14 protein-coding genes and 2 pseudogenes are annotated in these 16,953 nt (G+C 72.5%); 5 read left to right on the top strand and 11 right to left on the bottom strand.

What is annotated here, in order from left to right; all coding sequences use genetic code 11:
- Nucleotides 1-40: 40 nt before the first annotated feature.
- The 6 genes from ACGFNI_RS04905 to ACGFNI_RS04880 form a co-directional block, all read right to left on the bottom strand.
- Nucleotides 41-217 carry a hypothetical protein gene (locus tag ACGFNI_RS04905; protein ID WP_393680643.1) on the bottom strand — a complete coding sequence of 59 codons (177 nt, stop codon included), beginning with the start codon at nucleotides 215-217 and terminating at the stop codon, nucleotides 41-43.
- A gap of 139 nt (nucleotides 218-356) precedes the next feature.
- A complete protein-coding gene (locus ACGFNI_RS04900) occupies nucleotides 357-503 on the bottom strand; it encodes a hypothetical protein (RefSeq protein WP_393680641.1) in 147 nt (48 codons plus the stop codon).
- 451 nt (nucleotides 504-954) lie between these two features.
- Nucleotides 955-2,289, bottom strand: coding sequence for a Dyp-type peroxidase (locus ACGFNI_RS04895; RefSeq protein ID WP_393680639.1), 1,335 nt, complete (start codon nucleotides 2,287-2,289; stop codon nucleotides 955-957).
- Between the two features lie 19 nt (nucleotides 2,290-2,308).
- Complete coding sequence (locus tag ACGFNI_RS04890; protein ID WP_393680637.1) at nucleotides 2,309-3,322, bottom strand: hypothetical protein; 1,014 nt, start codon at nucleotides 3,320-3,322, stop codon at nucleotides 2,309-2,311.
- A 10-nt stretch (nucleotides 3,323-3,332) separates the two neighbouring features.
- Nucleotides 3,333-3,866 (bottom strand): hypothetical protein, encoded by a 534-nt coding sequence (locus ACGFNI_RS04885; RefSeq protein WP_393680635.1) that lies wholly within the window; start codon nucleotides 3,864-3,866, stop codon nucleotides 3,333-3,335.
- A gap of 551 nt (nucleotides 3,867-4,417) precedes the next feature.
- Complete coding sequence (locus ACGFNI_RS04880) at nucleotides 4,418-4,780, bottom strand: response regulator (protein WP_393680633.1); 363 nt, start codon at nucleotides 4,778-4,780, stop codon at nucleotides 4,418-4,420.
- A 90-nt stretch (nucleotides 4,781-4,870) separates the two neighbouring features.
- On the opposite strand from ACGFNI_RS04880, the pseudogene ACGFNI_RS04875 reads away from it, so the two are divergent.
- The 4 genes and pseudogenes from ACGFNI_RS04875 to ACGFNI_RS04860 form a co-directional block, all read left to right on the top strand.
- Nucleotides 4,871-5,131 (top strand): annotated as a pseudogene (locus ACGFNI_RS04875) (hypothetical protein); the annotation flags it as partial.
- 3 nt (nucleotides 5,132-5,134) lie between these two features.
- A pseudogene (locus tag ACGFNI_RS04870) lies at nucleotides 5,135-5,458 on the top strand (citrate/2-methylcitrate synthase); the annotation flags it as partial.
- A 159-nt stretch (nucleotides 5,459-5,617) separates the two neighbouring features.
- Entirely contained in the window at nucleotides 5,618-6,784 is a 1,167-nt protein-coding gene (locus ACGFNI_RS04865; protein WP_393680631.1) for an exonuclease SbcCD subunit D, read from the top strand.
- Nucleotides 6,781-9,969 (top strand): AAA family ATPase, encoded by a 3,189-nt coding sequence (locus tag ACGFNI_RS04860; RefSeq protein ID WP_393680629.1) that lies wholly within the window; start codon nucleotides 6,781-6,783, stop codon nucleotides 9,967-9,969. The genes ACGFNI_RS04865 and ACGFNI_RS04860 overlap by 4 nt, the downstream gene beginning before the upstream one ends.
- Here ACGFNI_RS04860 and ACGFNI_RS04855 read toward each other — a convergent pair.
- The 4 genes from ACGFNI_RS04855 to ACGFNI_RS04840 all read right to left on the bottom strand — a co-directional run bounded on the left by ACGFNI_RS04855 (nucleotide 9,959) and on the right by ACGFNI_RS04840 (nucleotide 14,741).
- Nucleotides 9,959-11,176 (bottom strand): GNAT family N-acetyltransferase, encoded by a 1,218-nt coding sequence (locus tag ACGFNI_RS04855; protein ID WP_393680627.1) that lies wholly within the window; start codon nucleotides 11,174-11,176, stop codon nucleotides 9,959-9,961. The two genes, ACGFNI_RS04860 and ACGFNI_RS04855, sit on opposite strands and share 11 nt — an antisense overlap.
- A gap of 80 nt (nucleotides 11,177-11,256) precedes the next feature.
- Nucleotides 11,257-12,948, bottom strand: coding sequence for a DUF885 domain-containing protein (locus ACGFNI_RS04850; protein WP_393680625.1), 1,692 nt, complete (start codon nucleotides 12,946-12,948; stop codon nucleotides 11,257-11,259).
- Between the two features lie 95 nt (nucleotides 12,949-13,043).
- Nucleotides 13,044-14,081 carry an NAD-dependent epimerase/dehydratase family protein gene (locus ACGFNI_RS04845; protein ID WP_393680623.1) on the bottom strand — a complete coding sequence of 346 codons (1,038 nt, stop codon included), beginning with the start codon at nucleotides 14,079-14,081 and terminating at the stop codon, nucleotides 13,044-13,046.
- Nucleotides 14,082-14,099: 18 nt separating this feature from the next.
- Complete coding sequence (locus tag ACGFNI_RS04840) at nucleotides 14,100-14,741, bottom strand: TetR/AcrR family transcriptional regulator (protein WP_393680621.1); 642 nt, start codon at nucleotides 14,739-14,741, stop codon at nucleotides 14,100-14,102.
- 141 nt (nucleotides 14,742-14,882) lie between these two features.
- On the opposite strand from ACGFNI_RS04840, the gene ACGFNI_RS04835 reads away from it, so the two are divergent.
- Entirely contained in the window at nucleotides 14,883-15,500 is a 618-nt protein-coding gene (locus ACGFNI_RS04835) for an MSMEG_1061 family FMN-dependent PPOX-type flavoprotein (protein WP_393680619.1), read from the top strand.
- A gap of 63 nt (nucleotides 15,501-15,563) precedes the next feature.
- Here ACGFNI_RS04835 and ACGFNI_RS04830 read toward each other — a convergent pair whose 3' ends face one another.
- Nucleotides 15,564-16,952 carry a GNAT family N-acetyltransferase gene (locus tag ACGFNI_RS04830; protein WP_393680617.1) on the bottom strand — a complete coding sequence of 463 codons (1,389 nt, stop codon included), beginning with the start codon at nucleotides 16,950-16,952 and terminating at the stop codon, nucleotides 15,564-15,566.
- Between the last annotated feature and the right edge of the window lies 1 nt (nucleotide 16,953).

Here is a 16,953-nt window from a genome sequence, read left to right as displayed (position 1 = left end):
GCTCGGCCGCACGCACCACCCTGCGTGATGCATATATGTACTAGCAGGGAGGGGATGCGCGGATGCCGCGCTGGTGGGCCGGGGGCGACTGGTCACAGAACATGCAGGACTGCGCCATCGTGAACGCGCGCGGCGAGGTCGTCCGCCACCTCCGTATCGAGGAGAGCCGGGAGGGGACGAACTCCTCGCCGTGCGGCGCGGGCTCAGTCGCTCCCACCACCCACTCCCGCACCAGGTCCCTATTGTGATCGAGGACGGCGGACGGCTGCTGGCCGTCGAGCTGCGTCGTCGCGGGCCATGGCGCCGCCCTGTCGATGCCCTGACCGTCGCGTGGGCGGGGACTTCGTGAGCGTGCATCAGGAGTCTGTGGCGGCCTGATCGGTGAGGTTCGCGACTTGGCGCAGTACCGGGAGGACGCGATCAGCAACTTCGACTGCCCGGTACAGGGTGACCCAGCGCAGGCCCTCCAGGCCAGGATCGCCAGCCGGGGCGGTGACGCTCACCGGGGGAGGGAAATCCAGGGCTCCAGGCTGGTCGCAGGCCCCGGTTGCCCGGCACGAACGTCCCGGACTTCGCCGGAGGACCGGCGATGTCCGGGACCTTGACCCGAGCCTGGGCAATGATTTCGACGCCGTCCTCGCCCGCGCCGTCGATGAAGGCGCGCTCAGTGAGGCGCACCGTGTAGTGGTGGTGTGCGAACTCCGCTGGCTCGGTCGTGCTGCGGCGGATCGGCGGGCGCTCACCCTCTGCAGGGCCGCCGCTGAAGGGTTGGCGTCAGTGCCAGCAGCAGGAGCGGGGCGTTGGTGAAGATGCCGCGCAGTGCCAGGACCGTGGCACACCCAGGCCGGCAGCGAACATGGTGGCCGCGATGAAGATGACGGTGACGGCGTTGAGTGCCAGGTGCAGGGTCTCCGTCGGGTGCCCCGCGGGCCCATCGGGCGTTCCCTCACGCTGTCAGTCGTGAAGGTCACCGAGCCAGCGCAGAGCGGTCAGGCTCGGCAGGAAGCAGTACTCGCCTCCTCGGGTGATGACGAACCGGGGCAGCGGGGCGAGCCGTCGGCGCAGCGGCTGCCGGGGAACGGTGAAGCGGTCGGCGCCGTCGTGGGATCCGGTGATGGGGTCCTTCGCGTCGTTCGCACCGAAGAAGACGCCGTCGTTCATCCACTGCGACTGGACGAACTCGAACTGCCGCCCCAGATGGGCGCCGACGAACGCGAACATTAGGCCACGGTCGGCTCCGTCGTCCTCCAGCACTCCCTCGGGCAGCGGCGGACCGTAGACGGCGCCGCGGCGGATCATGCGGTGCAGCCGCACTTCCCCTGCCACCTTGGCGTCGCGGGGATTGGCCCGGCGGATGTGGCAGCCGCCGGGCGTCGTGAAGCCCGCCGGGTCGTCGCTCTCGTACAGGAAGGTGTTACGGCGGTCCGGGTCGGCGCCGAGCGCGGGATCGTCGGCTTGCGGAGCCAGTGCCAAGGGGGCGCCACTGCGCCAACGTCCCATGATTTTCGCGGCGATCAATTCCTCGTCCTGGGGCCCGGTGGCGTTGTCCCTCAGATAGCGCCGAAATGCGGCGACATTCTGGTGGAGCTTGCGGAAGACCGCGTAACTTCCGTTGCGGCCCAGGACATTCGGCTGCGGGCTCTGTATGCCGCCTATCTCGTCCTGGTGTCCCAGGACGAATTCACCGGCTTTGAGCGGCACATCCAACCGGTTGGAACCCGGTATCCCGCTGCCTTCGACAGCTGGATGGCTGATCCCGTCGCGATAGCCGAAATGTTCGGTCTCGGTGGGCAGTGCGCAGCATTCCTGCCGCCATATCGCCGTCACGCCGGACAGTCGGTCGTACGCCGGGCGTGCCCGGTCGATGGCCGCCTCCAACCGGTCGGGGTCCGGTGCGACCGCCGTGAACACCACATGGATGTCCGGGCCGCCCAATGGCGTTTCCCAGTGCTCGGGGCCGCTCTCGCCCACATCGCCCAGCGCTCGGGCACGGGCGGCCATCCCCTGCCGGAACTCCCAGGCGAACGTGGACAGCGCACTGCTCGGTGCCCCCAGTGCCTCGAGGCCGCGGCAGGTGACGGCCACACTCACCCAGGTGTCCCCGAGCGGGCTGACCGAGTCCGCCGCAGAGGTCACCGTCGTACTCGCGCGCCGCATCAACTCCCGCCCGTGATCCCGGTCGTCGATGCGGAAGGCGAGGTAGGTCGCCGCGTAAGGGGTCGGCCTGGGGCTGAGAACTCCACGCTGAATGTCGTCGAGTTCCAGCGCGACGTCCGTGTGCACACTCACGGTTGACCTCCTCGCTGTCTTACCGGGAGACGAGGTTGCGCCAGAAGTTCCGCAGGCTGCTGTCCCCGCCGAACAAGGAGCTGAAGATCGTCGAGTCCGCCAGCAGCAGATCGGCCGCGCGGTCGCCGTCGGGCGGCATCCACAGAAACATGGTGAACTCCGTGTTGCCGGCCTCGGTGAACGGATGCGGTCGGGACATGTCGATCGGCTGCCTGGCCAGCACGCGGACGGCGTCCGGGGCGTCGGCCGTCACGTCGTAGTGAGGCAGATGCAGGTGGAAGTTGAAGTGCGTCACCCCGTCGAGCCAGCCCTTCGGGTCAAGGTCCCTGATAGCGGAGAGCGGGGCGATCCGGTTGCCCTCGCGCGTTGCCGGACGAAGCCCGTACCGGTTCATGACCGGCACCCCGAGGCCCCGCATGACGTCCCGGACGTAGGTGGCGAAGCGCTGCTGCCGGGGTACCAGGGGATCGCCGTGATGGCGGTACTCCATCTCCCGGACCTTAGGGTCGTCCGAGGCACCGACGTCGTGGTGCGGGCCCAGGACGAGACAGGCGTCCTCCCGCCGGAGGAACGCCCGCAGGGCCTCGATCTCCCCGGGCCGGGCCTCCTGTTCGGTGACCGCGTGGTCCAGCCCGAACACGAACAGCACGTCCGTGTCGTCGAGCACCCGCTCGTCGAGCGGCGTGAAGAAACCGGCCTGGTCGATGCGCTGATACACCGGTACGGGATGTCCCGTGATCTCCTCGGCGCACTCCTGGAACGGCACCCAGGCCCGGAAGAACAGCTCCAGCGACCCGGCGATGCCCTGCTGGAACCGATAGGGATCCGACCACTGAGGGTCTTCGTAGGCCGGCCATGCCACCCGCCTGACCTCGGTCATCGTGGAGAAGCGGTTGTCCAGCTCGGCCGCGTTGCGACCGGCCTCGGCCGGATAGCTCCACGAGACGTAGACGCTCACCCGCCGCCCGCCGGGCGTGTACGCCCGCGGAATGTGCCGCTGGTTGTACGTGCGCGCGGTCCTGGCCTCGCTCATTTCGATCGTCTCACTGCATCTGGTCGAGCATCTCCGACAGGGCGCTCTTGATCCGCAGGGCCTTCTTGATCTCGTCCGCCGTCACATATGGATACTCGCCGTACTCGATGAAGCTCGGGCAGTGGTGTTCCCGTACGAAGCGCACGAACGCCTCTGGGTTCGTCCGCCAGTCCTCGGGAAACCCTTCGAGATTCTCGAAGGTGGTGCTCACACCGGCTTTGGAGAACAGCGCGACGGCGTCCTCGGTGTACTTGTCGAAGTCGGTGTCGAAGATCCCCTGGTACATGAACCGTGTGTCGTCATCGAAGAGAACCCAGCGCAGATAGTGCAGCTTCAACGGCGCGAGAAGATACGGGTCCTGCTCCAGCGCCTTGGCCAGGGCATGGCCGTGCTCCCGCACGGCCGCGGCCCTGCCTGGCTTGACCTTAGCGACGATGGTGAACCCGTAGCAGGCCGGAGTCCTCGGAAAAACCGGGCCGTATTTCCCCTGTTCCAGATGATCGGTCTCTTTGGGAATGACGGCTGCCTGCGGTCTGATCTCCATATCCGCTCCTCACATTCACAGGCCGGAGCTCATCTCCAGCGTGACACCGGACGGCTGGGCACGCCCGGTGAGAGAGGAGGCCGACGGGTCCGCCACAGGGTGAGATCAACGCGGAGCGCCCAGTTGGCGGCTTCCAGGCCAACGTGGGGGATGTGGGCTGGGCGTGGGTGAGGGCGGCGGTCACGGCGCTGGGGTGCGTGGGTGGGTGTCGAAGCGGACGTGCGCGTCAACGGAGGCGGTCATGAATCAGCGGCTCTTTCTCAAAGGCGGGGAGAACGACAAATACCGCAGGGTCGTGTTCCGTGCCCGGCAACCCAGCTCGTGGCGCAGCGCCGCCACATGCACGTCGAGCGTGTCTCGGCGGAACCGAATCAGTTCTCGTCCCATACGTCGCTCATCAAGTCCTCCCGCTTACCGCACGGCCAACGGAAGTGGCCAGCCGGACGAGGAGGTCGATCTCCCTGGGCCGCAGTTCCACCTCGCCAGTCGGGATCAGGCAGCGCCGGGCAGTGCGGCCGAACAGCAGGGCGCCGTGCCGGATCCGGCCGGGGCTACCTTCCTGGCTCGGCACGTCGTAGACGGGCGGCGATCCGCGCCTGCAGCTCGGTGAGCCGGAATGGCTTGGTCGGATACTCGTCGGCGCCCGACTCCAACGCCTGGATCACGTCCATCTCACCGGTACGTGCCGTCAGCATCACGAGTACGATCCCCGGCAGACGCTCTCTGAGGCTCCGGCACAGTTCAAATCCGTCCGCGTCCGGCAATCCGAGAACCAGCAGCACCAACTCGGCGGGGCCTCGCCCGGCGCGGGCCAGCGCCGCCGCTCCATCAGGGCGCCAGCCGCAGTCGTGGCCCTGGGCTTGCAGCGTCGTGGCACGCCTGTCTCCGATGGCGTCGTCGCCCTCGGTGATCACAATCCGTGCCGCGCCATCACGCTAACTGGGGGCACGGCTCCGTACGACCCGGTGGCGATACGCATGGCAGACATGGCTCGCCCGGGGACGGTACGGGCGAGGGCGACGGCGCACTTCGGCCTGGGACTGGACGCGGTGTGGAGCTTCTGGATCGCTTACATCCTGACCCGGCCGCTGGGCGCTTCGATCGGCGACTACCTGTCCCAGCCGACCGCCGACGGCGGGCTCGGCCTGGGCACCGTGATCACCAGCGTGCTGTTCCTGGCCGTCATCCTCTGCCTGGTGGTGTTCTTGACGGTCACCCGGCGGGACGCGGCCGATCCGGAGCGGCATACCTCGCACGCGGGCTGACCACGGATTCCGCCCCGGCAGGAGGCCCTGGACCGCCTGCTGGCCCGCGCCGCCGCCCCCGAAGCCACCCGTCTCGGCGCACTCCACGGCGTCCTGCGCGCCGCCGTGCTCGCCCGGAAGGACATCCACCCGAACCTCGACTACCCGGCGGGCCTGGCCTACCACCTGATGGGCTTCGACACCCCCACCTTCACCCCGCTCTTCGTGATGAGCCGCATCACCGGCTGGAGCGCCCACATCACGGAACAGCTGGCCCACAACGCGCTCATCAGGCCGCTCGCCTCCTACGACGGCCCGGGGCAGCGGGCCGTACCGGTCGCCCCGTAGCGCGCCGGCCGGTCTCCGGCGCGGGCGGCAAACCGAGGTCGGTGACGGGCCCGGCGGCACCCGGCGCTAACGTGGTCGGTGCTGACCGCGGTACCCGTGCAGGTTCCGTGCGGGGCACGGAACAGGAGGAGCGGTAAATATGCAGGTCGGAGCGGTGTTGTGAGGATTCTGCACACCTCCGACTGGCATCTGGGCCGCGCCTTCCACCGCGTGAGCCTGCTGGACGCCCAGCGCACCTACCTCGATCACCTCGTGGCGACGGTCCGCGACCGCGCGGTCGACGCGGTGCTCGTCGCCGGGGACGTCTACGACCGGGCCGTGCCGCCGCTCGCCGCCGTCGAGCTGTTCGACAGCGCCCTGCACCGCCTCGCCGGTCTCGGCGTCCCCACCGTCATGATCTCCGGCAACCACGACTCCGCCCGCCGGCTGGGCGTCGGCTCGGGGCTCATGGAAAAGGCCGGCATCCACCTGCGGACCGACCCGGAACACTGCGCCGACCCGGTACTCCTCGACGACGCGCACGGCCAGGTCGCGTTCTACGGACTGCCCTACCTGGAACCCGCCCTGGTACGCGACACCCTCGGCGCCCCCCGCGCCGGGCACACCGAGGTCCTGGGCGCCGCCATGGACCGGGTGCGCGCGGACCTGGCCGCCCGGCCGGCCGGGACGCGGTCCGTGGTGCTCGCGCACGCCTTCGTCACCGGCGGCACCGTCAGCGACAGCGAGCGCGACCTCACCGTCGGCGGCGTCGCCTCCGTCCCGGCGTCCGTGTTCGACGGCGTGGACTACGCGGCGCTCGGGCATCTGCACGGCTGCCAGGCGCTCACCGACCGCGTCCGCTACTCAGGATCCCCGCTCGCCTACTCCTTCTCCGAGGCCGGCCACCGCAAGTCCTCCTGGCTCATCGACCTCGACGCGGACGGCACGGTGCACGCCGAACGGATCGACTGCCCGGTGCCCCGCCCGCTGGCCCGCGTCCGCGGCCCCCTGGAAACCCTGCTCGACGACCCGGACCTGGACCGCCACACAACGGCATGGGTGGAGGCGACGCTCACCGACCCGGTACGCCCGCACGAGCCGATGGCCCGCCTCACCGAGCGCTTCCCGCACATCGTCAGCCTCGTCTTCGACCCCGACGAGGGGCCCGCCACCTCGCTCGCCTCGTACGCCCAGCGGCTGCGCGGACGCAGCGACCAGGAGATCGCCGAGGACTTCGTGGAACACGTGCGGTCAGGGCGCGCCGCCGACGCGCAGGAGCGCGCCGTGCTGCGGTCGGCCATCGACGACGTACGGCTCGACGACGCGGTGAACGAGGTGGCCCGATGAGGCTGCACCGGCTCGCCGTCACCGCCTTCGGGCCGTTCGGCGCCACCCAGACCGTCGACTTCGACCGGCTCTCGCGGGACGGCCTCTTCCTCCTCCACGGGCCGACCGGAGCGGGCAAGACCTCCGTCCTGGACGCCGTGTGCTTCGCGCTGTACGGCTCGGTGCCGGGCGCCAGGCAGAGCGGCCAGGCGCTCCGCAGCGACCTCGCCGACCCGTTCACGCTCACCGAAGTCGTCCTCGAACTGACCGTCGCGGAACGCCGGCTGGAGCTCACCAGGCTGCCCGAGCAGACCCGCCCCAAGAAGCGCGGCACCGGCACGACCAGGGAGAAGGCGCAGAGCCTGCTGCGCGAGTACGTGCCAGGACACGGGGAAGGAGCGGCGGGCCACTGGAAGGCGCTCAGCCGGTCCCACCAGGAGATCGGCGAGGAGATCGGCCAGCTCATCGGGATGAGCAAGGAACAGTTCTGCCAGGTGGTGCTGCTGCCGCAGGGCGACTTCGCCCGCTTCCTGCGTGCCGACGCGGAATCCCGCGCCCGGCTGCTCGGCCAGCTCTTCGACACCCGCAGGTTCGCCGCGCTCGAAGAGCGTCTTGCCGCCCGCCGCAAAGCCGCCGCCGACCGCGTCGCCGCCGGTGACGACCGGCTGCTGGCACTGGCCCACCGCCTCACCCAGGCGGCGGGCGACTGCGCCGACCTCGCCGACCCGTCGCTCCCCGCACCGGGCGCCGCGGCCCCCGCCCCCGCCGCACGGGACCGCTCCGGCGGCCGGACACGGCAACCTGCGGGCGCGCGCATCCCCGGCCAGGCCGCTGCCGGTGGCCGCCCCTCGTCCCGTACCGCCGCCGCACCGGCACCCGAAGCCGCGCCGGGCCCGGGAGAGCCGGGCTTCGCCGAAACCGTCCTCGTCCGCGCCGCGGTCGCCAGGGTGAGCGCACGCGAACGGCTGACGGGCGCGCACACCGCCGTACGGGCGGCGGAGACGGCGGAGCGGGCCGCCGCGGAGCGGTTCGACGAAGCCCGCGAACGCGACCGGCTCCAGCAGCGGTACGCCGCCGCCCGCCGCCGCGCCGCGCAGCTCGACGCCACGGCCGACGCCTGCGAGCACGCCCGCACCCGGCTGGCGCGCGCCAGGGCCGCCGCCGATGTCGCGCCCGCACTCGCCCTGCACGACGCCGCCAGGAGGGAACACGACACCGCCCTGCGCACCGAACAGCACTGCCGCTCCCTGCTGCCCGCCGACCTCGCCCGCGCCGATGGCGACCGGCTCGCCGCCCTGGAACGCCGCTCGCGCGAGGACCTCGGCTCGCTCGCCGCGGCCCGGCGCGCCGAACGCCGGGCCGCGGACATCGCCGCAGAGCGCGCCGGAATCGACCGCGAGGCACGCGCCGACGACCAGGCGCTGCTGGACGCCGCACAGTGGCTCACCGGCTGGGACACCACCCGCCAGGCACTCAGGCGCCGCATCGAGACGGCCCAGGAAGCCGCCGCCCGCGCCGAACAGCTGCGGGCCCGCATCGACCCCGCCCAGGAACGCCTGGACGCGGCCCGCAGCCGCGACCGGCTGGCCGGTGACGTCCGCACCGCCGATGCGGAACTGCTCACCGCCAGGGAACGGTCGGCCGCCGCCCGCGAGCACTGGCTCGACCTCAAGGACCGCAGGCTGCGCGGCATCGCCGCCGAACTCGCCGACGGGCTGCGCGACGGCGACCCCTGCGCGGTGTGCGGCGCCACCGCGCACCCCGCGCCCGCTCGCGCCGGCGCCGGGCACGTCGACCGGGCGGCCGAGGAAGCCGCGCTCGCCGCCCACCACACCCGTGAGGAGTCGCGTCAGGAGGCCGAGCGGCACCGGCAGGCCGTCAAGGAGGCGCTGGCCGGCGCCACCGCCACGGCGGGCGACACCCCGGCCGCTGAACTCGCCGCGCACGTCGAGCAGTTGCGGGCCGACCACGCACGGGAGCACGCCGCCGGCGCCGACCTGCACGCCGCACGCGAAGCGCTCGACCGCGCCGAGAGCGAATACGAACGCCGACGCGCCGCACAGCAGCAGGCCGAACGCAGAGCCGCCGCCCGCACCTCGCAACGTGAGGCGCTGGACCGCGAAGGCGCGGCCCTGGACGAGCAGTTGACGCAGGCGCGCGGGGACTGCGCGAGCGTCGCCGAGCGGGCCCACCGCCTGGAGAGCCGGGTGGCGCGGCTCGCCGACGCCGCGGAGGCCGCCCGCGCCGCCGGCCTGGCGTCCGCCCGTCTGGAGGAGACCAGAGCGGCCCTGACCGACGCCGCGGGGCGGGCCGGCTTCGACACCCCACGGGCCGCGGCCGACGCGCAGCTGACGGACACCGAATGGCGCGCCCTCCAGGAACGCGTCGACGCCTGGCAGGCAGAATCGACCGCCGTCCACGCCGAGTTGGCCGATTCGCAGGCCGGGTCGGCGGCTGCGCTGCCCGCCGCCGACCCGGACGCCGCGCGCGACGCACTGGAGCGCGCGGGCCACCGGCTGCGGGCCGCCACCGCGGCGTACGAGGCCGCCCGCGACCGCTGCGCCGAACTGGACCGGCTCTCCGCACGGGCCACCGCCGACACCCGCCAACTGGCCCCGCTGCGCGCCGACTACGACCTCATCGCCCGGCTCGCCACCCTCACCTCCGGCACATCGGCCGAGAACGAGCGGCGGATGCGCCTGGAGTCGTACGTCCTGGCCGCCCGGCTCGAACAGGTCGCCGCAGCCGCCGGTGCCAGGCTGCACAAGATGTCATCCGGGCGCTACACCCTCGTGCACTCCGACGAACGCTCCGGCGGCACCCGGCGCTCCGGACTCGGCCTGCACGTCATCGACGCCTGGACGGGGCAGGAACGGGACACCTCCAGCCTCTCAGGCGGCGAGACCTTCTTCGCCTCGCTGGCGCTGGCACTCGGCCTGGCCGACGTCGTCACCGACGAGGCGGGCGGCACCCGTCTCGACACCCTCTTCATCGACGAGGGGTTCGGCAGCCTCGACGAGCAGACCCTGGACGAGGTACTTGACGTCCTCGACGGGCTGCGCGAACGCGACCGCAGCGTCGGCATCGTCAGCCATGTCGCCGACCTGAAGGGCCGCATCCCCGCCCAGCTCGAAGTCGTCAAGAACCGGTCGGGATCGACCGTCAGGCACCGGGTGCCCGGCGCGGCGGCGCAGGTCAGCCGCTGACCTGACAGCGGGGGAGCGGCGAGGAGCGGACGACGCCGGGCCCGGCGTACGTGAAGGCCCGCAACTCCTCGCGCATGCCGTCCGGGCGGAAACCGGCCCGCTCCAGGACCCGTTGCGAGGGCACGTTGTCCGGTTCGGTCGTCGCGCACACCGTCCGCACCTCGGGCCGGCCCGCGGCCCAGCCCGCCAGCAGCCGCGCCGCGTCCGTCGCCCAGCCGGCGCCACGGGCCGAAGGGGAGAGGTCGTAGCCGATCTCCACACGGCCGTCGGCGTCCGGCGGGCCGTGGAAGCCGATACTGCCCAGCGCCCTCCCGTCGGCGGCGTCGGTGAGGACGAAGACGCCCCAGCCCGGCCGGTGGCGCCCGGCGACCGCGGCGGCCACGACGATCCCGGCGCCGCCCGACGTATCGTCCGACGGCGCGCCGTCGATCCAGTCGAAGCCCGCGCCCTCGCCGTCCGCCACCCGTGCCGCCGCGCTCGGCAGCAGCGCCCGCAGCGCCACCCGGCCCGCCGCGAGCGTCAGCGGAAAGCCCGCGCCGACGGTCACCAGCGCCTCGAACAGCGGCCCCGCCACCGCCTCCGCGGGCAGGCCGCTGACCTGCCCGTCGCCGACCTCCACCACCCGCCACCCGCCGTCGCTGCGCCGCGCCAGGTCCGTCGTCACGAACGGCAGCCCCAGCGCCGCGACGGTCGGCGCCACCGACGTCAGATCGGGCACCGGCACCGGCAGCGGCTCAGGCGTATCGGGACGGGCGCAGGTCAGCACCGGCTCACCTGCCACCCACCACACCCGTGCCTCGCCCGCGCCGAACGGCTCGCAGGCGCGCAGCACCGCACCACCGGCCGGCGTCACCGCACCGCGGAACATGCCGTCCCCGCCCGGGAGTTCGTGCGCCGTGCGGTACGCGGCGGGGGACGTCACCAGCGTGCGGCCCCGAGCCTCCAGCGCCGCGGCCAGCTCGGCGTAGCGCGCGGCGGGCAGCATCCGGCCGCGGTACCAGGCCGGGCCCGTGCCGCGGGGCACCCGCGCCACCGCCCCTTCGGCGTCCCCGGAGAGCAGTTCCTCCACGCCGATGAGCGCGACCGCAGCGCCGGCCGCCCGCGCCGCCCCGGCCTCACCGGCGAACCGCGGATCCGTCCGGCGGGGCCCCAGCGGATCGGCAGGCAGCACGAACAGCGGTCGCTCCGCCGCGATGTCCTTCGTCATGTCAGCGGACACTACGGACGGCGGCGGCCGGCCACCATCGGGTATCCGCACATCCGCCCCGATGGTGGCCGGCCCGCAGCTCAGAGCGCGGACAGCTCGACGAGCAGGTCGTCAAGGCCCAGCGACCCCTGGGACAGCGCCGCCATGTGCCACGCCTTGAGGTCGAAGTCCGCGCCGTGCCGGGCCCGCGCCGCCTCGCGGCCCTGCAGCCAGACCCGCTCGCCGAGCTTGTAGCCGATGGCCTGGCCGCCGATGCCCTGATAGCGGATGATCTCGCTCTCCACGAAGTCAGCCGGGCGGCTGCAGTGGGACGCGAGGAAGGCGTGCGCCAGCTCGGGGGTCCAGCGCTCGCCGGGGTGGAAGGGCGAGTCGGCGGGAATCTCCAGCTGGAGGTGCATGCCGATGTCGATGATGACCCGCACCGCACGCATCATCTGCGCGTCGAGGTACCCGAGCCTGCGCTCGGCGTTGGCGAGGAACCCCAGCTCGTCCATCAGCCGCTCGGCGTACAGCGCCCAGCCCTCGGCGTTGGCGCTGACCATGCCCACCGTCGTCTGGTAGCGCGACAGTTCGTCCGCGACGTGCGCCCACTGGGCCAGCTGGAGATGGTGTCCTGGCACGCCCTCGTGGTACCAGGTGGAGACCAGGTCGTACAGCGGGAAGCGGGTCTCGCCCATGGTCGGCAGCCAGGTGCGGCCGGGCCGGGAGAAGTCCAGCGACGGCTGGGTGTAGTACGGCGCGGCGGCGCTGCCGGCCGGCGCGATCCGTGACTCCACCCGGCGTACCCGCTCGGCCAGTTCGAAGTGGGTGCCGTCCAGCTCCGCGATGGCCTGGTCCATCAGGTCCTGGAGCCACTGCCGGGTCTCCTCGACCCCCTCGACCATCTCGCCGTTGTCGTCGAGCCAGGCCAACGCCTCCCAGGGGGTCCTGGCCCCGGGCAGCACCTTCTCGGCCTCCGTCTCCATCTCCGCGAGCAGCCGGTGGAACTCCGACCAGCCGTAGCGGTACGCCTCGTCCAGGTCGAGGTCGGCGCCGTTGTAGTAGCGGGCGAGGCGGGCGTAGCGTTCCCTGCCCAGCACGTCGGGGGCGCCTTCGACGGCCGGCGCGTAGTGGGTGCGCAGCCAGTCCCGCAGCTCCACGAGCGCGCCCGTCGCGACCTCGGCCGCCGCGTCGAGTTCCTCGCGCAGCGTCTGCGGCCCGCCGTCGGCGAACTCGGCGAACCAGCTGCGGTCCGTGCCGATCCACTCGTCCAACTGGCCGAGCACGGTGGTCACTTGGAGCGGACCTGCGGGCAGCTCACGCCGGAGTCCCGCGTCGAGGGAGGCGCGGTAGCCCTCCAGCGCGCCGGGGACCGCCCGCAGTCGCTGCGCGATGGCCGCCCAGTCCTCGTCGGTCTCGGCCGGGGTGACGGTGAACACCTCGCGTACGTGGTGCAGCGGCGAGCCCAGATTGCTGACGGCCCGCAGGCCCTCGCCCGCTTCGTGGACGGCCAGTTCGGCGGTCAGCCGCTCCCGCAGCAGCCGGGCGCAGCGCTGCTCGGCGGCGTTGTCCGCGCCCGGCAGCGCCTCGGCCTCGGTGAGCCGGTCGAGCGTCGTACGGGCGAGCTGGGCCAGCGCCTCCTGGCCGGTCGGCGACAGATCGGGGAGCCTGCCCGAGCTTTCGGGGATGCCGAGGAAGGTGCCGGTGATCGGGTCCAGCTCGATGAGGGCGTCGACGTAGGCGTCGGAGATCTGGCGGGGCAGCTGCCCGCCGGAAGCTTGGTTCTGGGACATGCCGCCATCTTCGTACGGATGGCCCCTCCGCGTCACACCAAGTGGCCCGGCGTTCCGGTCGTTTTACCGTGTGGCGGGGTTCCCCGGCACCCGGCTCAGGCCCGGTGTGCCGCGAGATACGTGTCCTCGGCGCCGTAGCGGAACATCCGGCGGAAATACGGGTCGTCGGCGGCGGGCAGGATCCCGGCGCGGTCCCCGGTCCTGGCGGCCTCGACGAGCCAGTCCAGCTCGGCGGCGACGGTGGTGGCGAAGTCACCGGCCGGACGGTAGCCGAGCTTCTCGGCGGCGGAGGTGTCGAGCACGACCGGGTGCGGCGCGTCCCAGGGAGTCCTGCCGAGGTCGGTGTCGCCGTCGTCGTCGAGCAGTACTTCCGTCCAGTCGTGGCCGAGGTGCCGGGCGACGGCCCGGGAGATGTCGAGCGCCGTCGGCGCGTCGGGGTCGGCGCTGTTGAGGATGCGGGCTCCCGGCCTGCGGGCGACCGTTTCGATGAGGGCGGCGATGTTGGCCGCCGCCGTCGGGTGCACGGTGCCGGTGCCACGGCGGGCGAGCAGCACACCGGCGCGCCGGTCGAGGACCCGTTTGACGAAGGCCCAGGTGCGCGGCCTGGCCGCGCCGGCGCCGTGGACCAGGGACGGGCGCAGCACGCTGATGGGCAGCCCGCTGTCGAGGGCGACGTGTTCGGCCGCGACCTTGTTGGGGCCGTAGCCCTCAGGGGAGCGGTGGTCGATGTCGCTCGGGGCCAGGGTGGCCTGGCTCTCGTGGACCGGCCCGCCGTAGTCGGGCGGCGTGGCGGAGTTGGAGTGATAGCCGTGCTCGTCGACGTAGACGGCCTTGCTGGAGATCAGCACCGTGGAGCCGGATTCCCTGGCCAACGGGAGCAGCAGCCTGGCATCGGCCGCGGTGTAGCAGACGCAGTCCACGAGCAGGTCGGTGCCGTCGCCGACGACGTCCCGCATCCGGCCGGCGTCCGCACGGTCCGCGCGCCGGAAACGGGCGCCCGCGGCGGCGAGTTCGGGCGGCAGGTGGCCGGGGTCGCGGCCGGTGACGTCCACCTGCCAGCCGGCGGTGAGGAGACGGAGTGCGGTGGCACGGCCGATCATGCCGGTGCCGCCGATGATGAGCGCGTGAGGCATCGGGAAAGCCTAAGCGCCCTAGCCGAGCGGCCCGGGGGCGGGGGCCGTGGTGAGGTAGCGGGTGAGCATCGCGACGAGTTCGTTCTCGAAGCGGGGGACGTCGACGGGGGCGGGCGGGGCGACGAGCTGGTGGACGAGGAGTTCTCTCGTCGAGACGACGAGGCGGGCCGCGGTGTGCGTGTCACCGACCCGGACCTCGGGATGACGGCCGAGCAGCGCCTCGACGAAGGCGACGCTCGCCTCCTCGTACGCGTAGATCTTCGCCATCAACTCGGGGGTGCGCGGGGCCCGTTCCAGCAGGACGCGCAGCAGCTGGGGGTGGCCGGTGTGGTTGCCGATGGTGGTCCGTACGAAGACGCGGATGATGTCTTCGAGTGCGTCGGGCAGTGTGTCGGCCCGGAGGCGTCGGGCGGCGGCCATGCCGGAGTCGATGTGGGCGGTCGTCAGCGCGAGGAGGAGGGCGTCCTTGCTCGGGTAGTACTGGTACAGGGAGCCGATCGACACCCCGGCGCGGGCGGCGATCCGGTTCGTGGTGCCCGCCGCGTAGCCGTGGTCGGCGAAAACGTGAGCAGCCGCCTCCAGGATGCGCTGCCGGGTGAGTTCGGCACGCGCCTGCCGGGGCTGCTTGCGAGGTTGCAGCCGCTGCCTGTCCGAGGCCATGGGGGCTCCTGGGGTGAGGGGAATGCGAGTAGCGCCCGAAGCGAGTAATTGCTCATAATTGTGCCGTGACCTGGGCGCTGCCTGGCACCCGTATCAGTACGGCAGCCATGTGCGGCATGGCTCGGAGGGGATCGAGTACCCGTGACCAGAGTGCTACGCGATGAATCCGAACTCCGCGCATACGTCCGCGAACCGATGCGGGCCGTCGTCGAGAAGAACATCGACCACATCGACCCGGAGTCCCGCCGCTTCATCGAGGCCAGCCCGTTCTTCCTCCTGGCCACCGCCGACGACGAGGGCGCCTGCGACGTCTCGCCGCGCGGGGATCCGCCCGGCAGCGTCCTGGTGCTCGACGATCACACCCTGGCCTTCGCCGACCGCAAGGGAAACCGGCGCCTCGACAGCTTCCGCAACATCCTGCGCCGCCCGCAGGTCGGCATGCTGTTCCTCGTCCCCGGCGTCGGCGACACGATACGGGTCAACGGAAGCGCCCGGATCGTCGCCGAAGCCCCCTACCTGCCCCGGCTCGCCGTGCAGGGCACGGTCCCCGAACTCGCCGTCGAGGTACGGGTGGAGGAACTCTTCCTGCACTGCAGCAAGGCGTTCGTGCGCTCGGCGCTGTGGGACCACGCCGCGTGGCCGCAGAAGGGCGCGGTACCGAGCGCCGGACGGATCGTCCGCAGCCAGAGCGGCACCAAGATCCCGGCACGGGCCATCGACGCGGCACTCCGCAGGGACGCCCGCGTCAACCGGTACTGAACCCGGAGACGGGGGACGGCCGGGCCGGGCCGTTGCGGCCGGCGGCCCGTCACCGGTCGGCGTTCAGCGTCCCGCAGGGCCGTCCTGGGCGGGCGCCGCCGCGTCGCGCAGCGCCGGAACACCCTTCGGGCGCGCGGTGATCACCAGCGTGCCCTCCTCGACCTGGTAGTCGAGCGGCAGCCCCAGGCCCCGCATCGCCGCCACCATGCCGGTGTTGGACGCCTGAGTGATCGCGTACACGCTCTCGCACCCGGCGTCGGACGCCATCGCCATCAGCCGGCGCAGCAGCTCAGCGCCGATGCCGCGCCGCTGCCAGCCGTCCTCCACCAGCAGCGCCACCTCGGTCTCGTCGCCGTCCCACAGCAGATGGCCGAGCGCCACCAGCCGTCCCGACGCGCTCTCCACGGCGAGGGTGCGCCCGAACCGCGGGCTGAGCAGATGCCCGAGGTAACTGTCGGCGTCCCTGACCGGGCCGTGATAGCGCAGCCCGAGGGTCGCGGCGGAGCAGCGGTCGTGCATCTCCACGGCGGCCTGCCGGTCGGCCGGGTCGGCGCGGCGGATCGTCAGCGCGTTGCCCTCGGGCAGCGTCAGCACGTCACGCCGCGGCGGCACCCGGTGTCCGAGCCGGGTGTCCAGTTCGATCAGCGCCCGCACCCGTGCGAACTCGGTGGGAGTGAACGGCAACTGCGGCCTTTCGACGGTCAGGGAACCCCCGGAGGGAGCCCGGAACCTCATGATGTGGTCCTCCAGAACGCCCTCGGCAGGCACCTGTTCGGCCGCCGGGCGGCCGGGGAGCGAGCGTGCGGGCACCGAATGAATCGTGCAACGTCCCAGCAACTGGCGCAAAGCCAGCGGAAGTTCGGCGGAATCCAGGGCCGTACGCGTCGCCAGGCCCAGCATCCGGGCCGGCACGTCCACCAGGTCGTGCGCGTCGGCCCGCTCCAGCCAGGTGTGCGTGCCACCCGCGCCCGCCACCGTACGGGTCAGCCCGGCGGGCTCCAGCGTGTCCGGCGCGCGCAGCAGGAACTCGTCGACCGTGCCGGCCGACAGGGGATGGGTCTGCAGACTGAGGATGTCCACGCCCCGCCCGGCCAGCGCCGTGCACAGGGAGGCGAGGCTGCCCGGAGTGTCCTGGACGGTGGTGCGCATCCGCCACAGCGCCGTTCCCTGCGCGGCTGCCCGGGGGGCCGTCGCGGGGGACGGCGCCGTGGCGCCGGTATCGGTCGCCGGCGGCGCGTGGCCGTGGCGGCGTGACCACCACACGTGGAAGCCGGCCGTGGCCAGCAGCGCGGTCGCGGCGACGCACAGCATCACCGGGCCCGAGGGGCCGTGCGCCACGGTGTTGGCGACGGCGTCGGCGACGGCGACCGCGGTGAACAGGGCCGCAAGCTCGACGAGGTCCCGGCGCCAGTGCGGGCGGCGGGCGGACGTGGCAGAGGTGGATCGAGTCATG

The organism is Streptomyces sp. NPDC048644, assembly GCF_043199105.1.
GTDB lineage: Bacteria > Actinomycetota > Actinomycetes > Streptomycetales > Streptomycetaceae > Streptomyces.
The sequence above is the reverse complement of the archived record's forward strand: the minus strand, read 5'-3'. Positions and strand labels throughout refer to the sequence as shown.

Bases quoted from the DNA above. Each gene is read 5' to 3' on its own strand.
- ACGFNI_RS04840 (WP_393680621.1), bottom strand. From the start codon at position 14,741: ATGGCCTCGGACAGGCAGCGGCTGCAACCTCGCAAGCAGCCCCGGCAG.
- ACGFNI_RS04855 (WP_393680627.1), bottom strand. From the start codon at position 11,176: ATGACGAAGGACATCGCGGCGGAGCGACCGCTGTTCGTGCTGCCTGCC.
- ACGFNI_RS04830 (WP_393680617.1), bottom strand. From the start codon at position 16,952: ATGACTCGATCCACCTCTGCCACGTCCGCCCGCCGCCCGCACTGGCGC.
- ACGFNI_RS04860 (WP_393680629.1), top strand. From the start codon at position 6,781: ATGAGGCTGCACCGGCTCGCCGTCACCGCCTTCGGGCCGTTCGGCGCC.
- ACGFNI_RS04885 (WP_393680635.1), bottom strand. From the start codon at position 3,866: ATGGAGATCAGACCGCAGGCAGCCGTCATTCCCAAAGAGACCGATCAT.
- ACGFNI_RS04850 (WP_393680625.1), bottom strand. From the start codon at position 12,948: ATGTCCCAGAACCAAGCTTCCGGCGGGCAGCTGCCCCGCCAGATCTCC.
- ACGFNI_RS04890 (WP_393680637.1), bottom strand. From the start codon at position 3,322: ATGAGCGAGGCCAGGACCGCGCGCACGTACAACCAGCGGCACATTCCG.
- ACGFNI_RS04845 (WP_393680623.1), bottom strand. From the start codon at position 14,081: ATGCCTCACGCGCTCATCATCGGCGGCACCGGCATGATCGGCCGTGCC.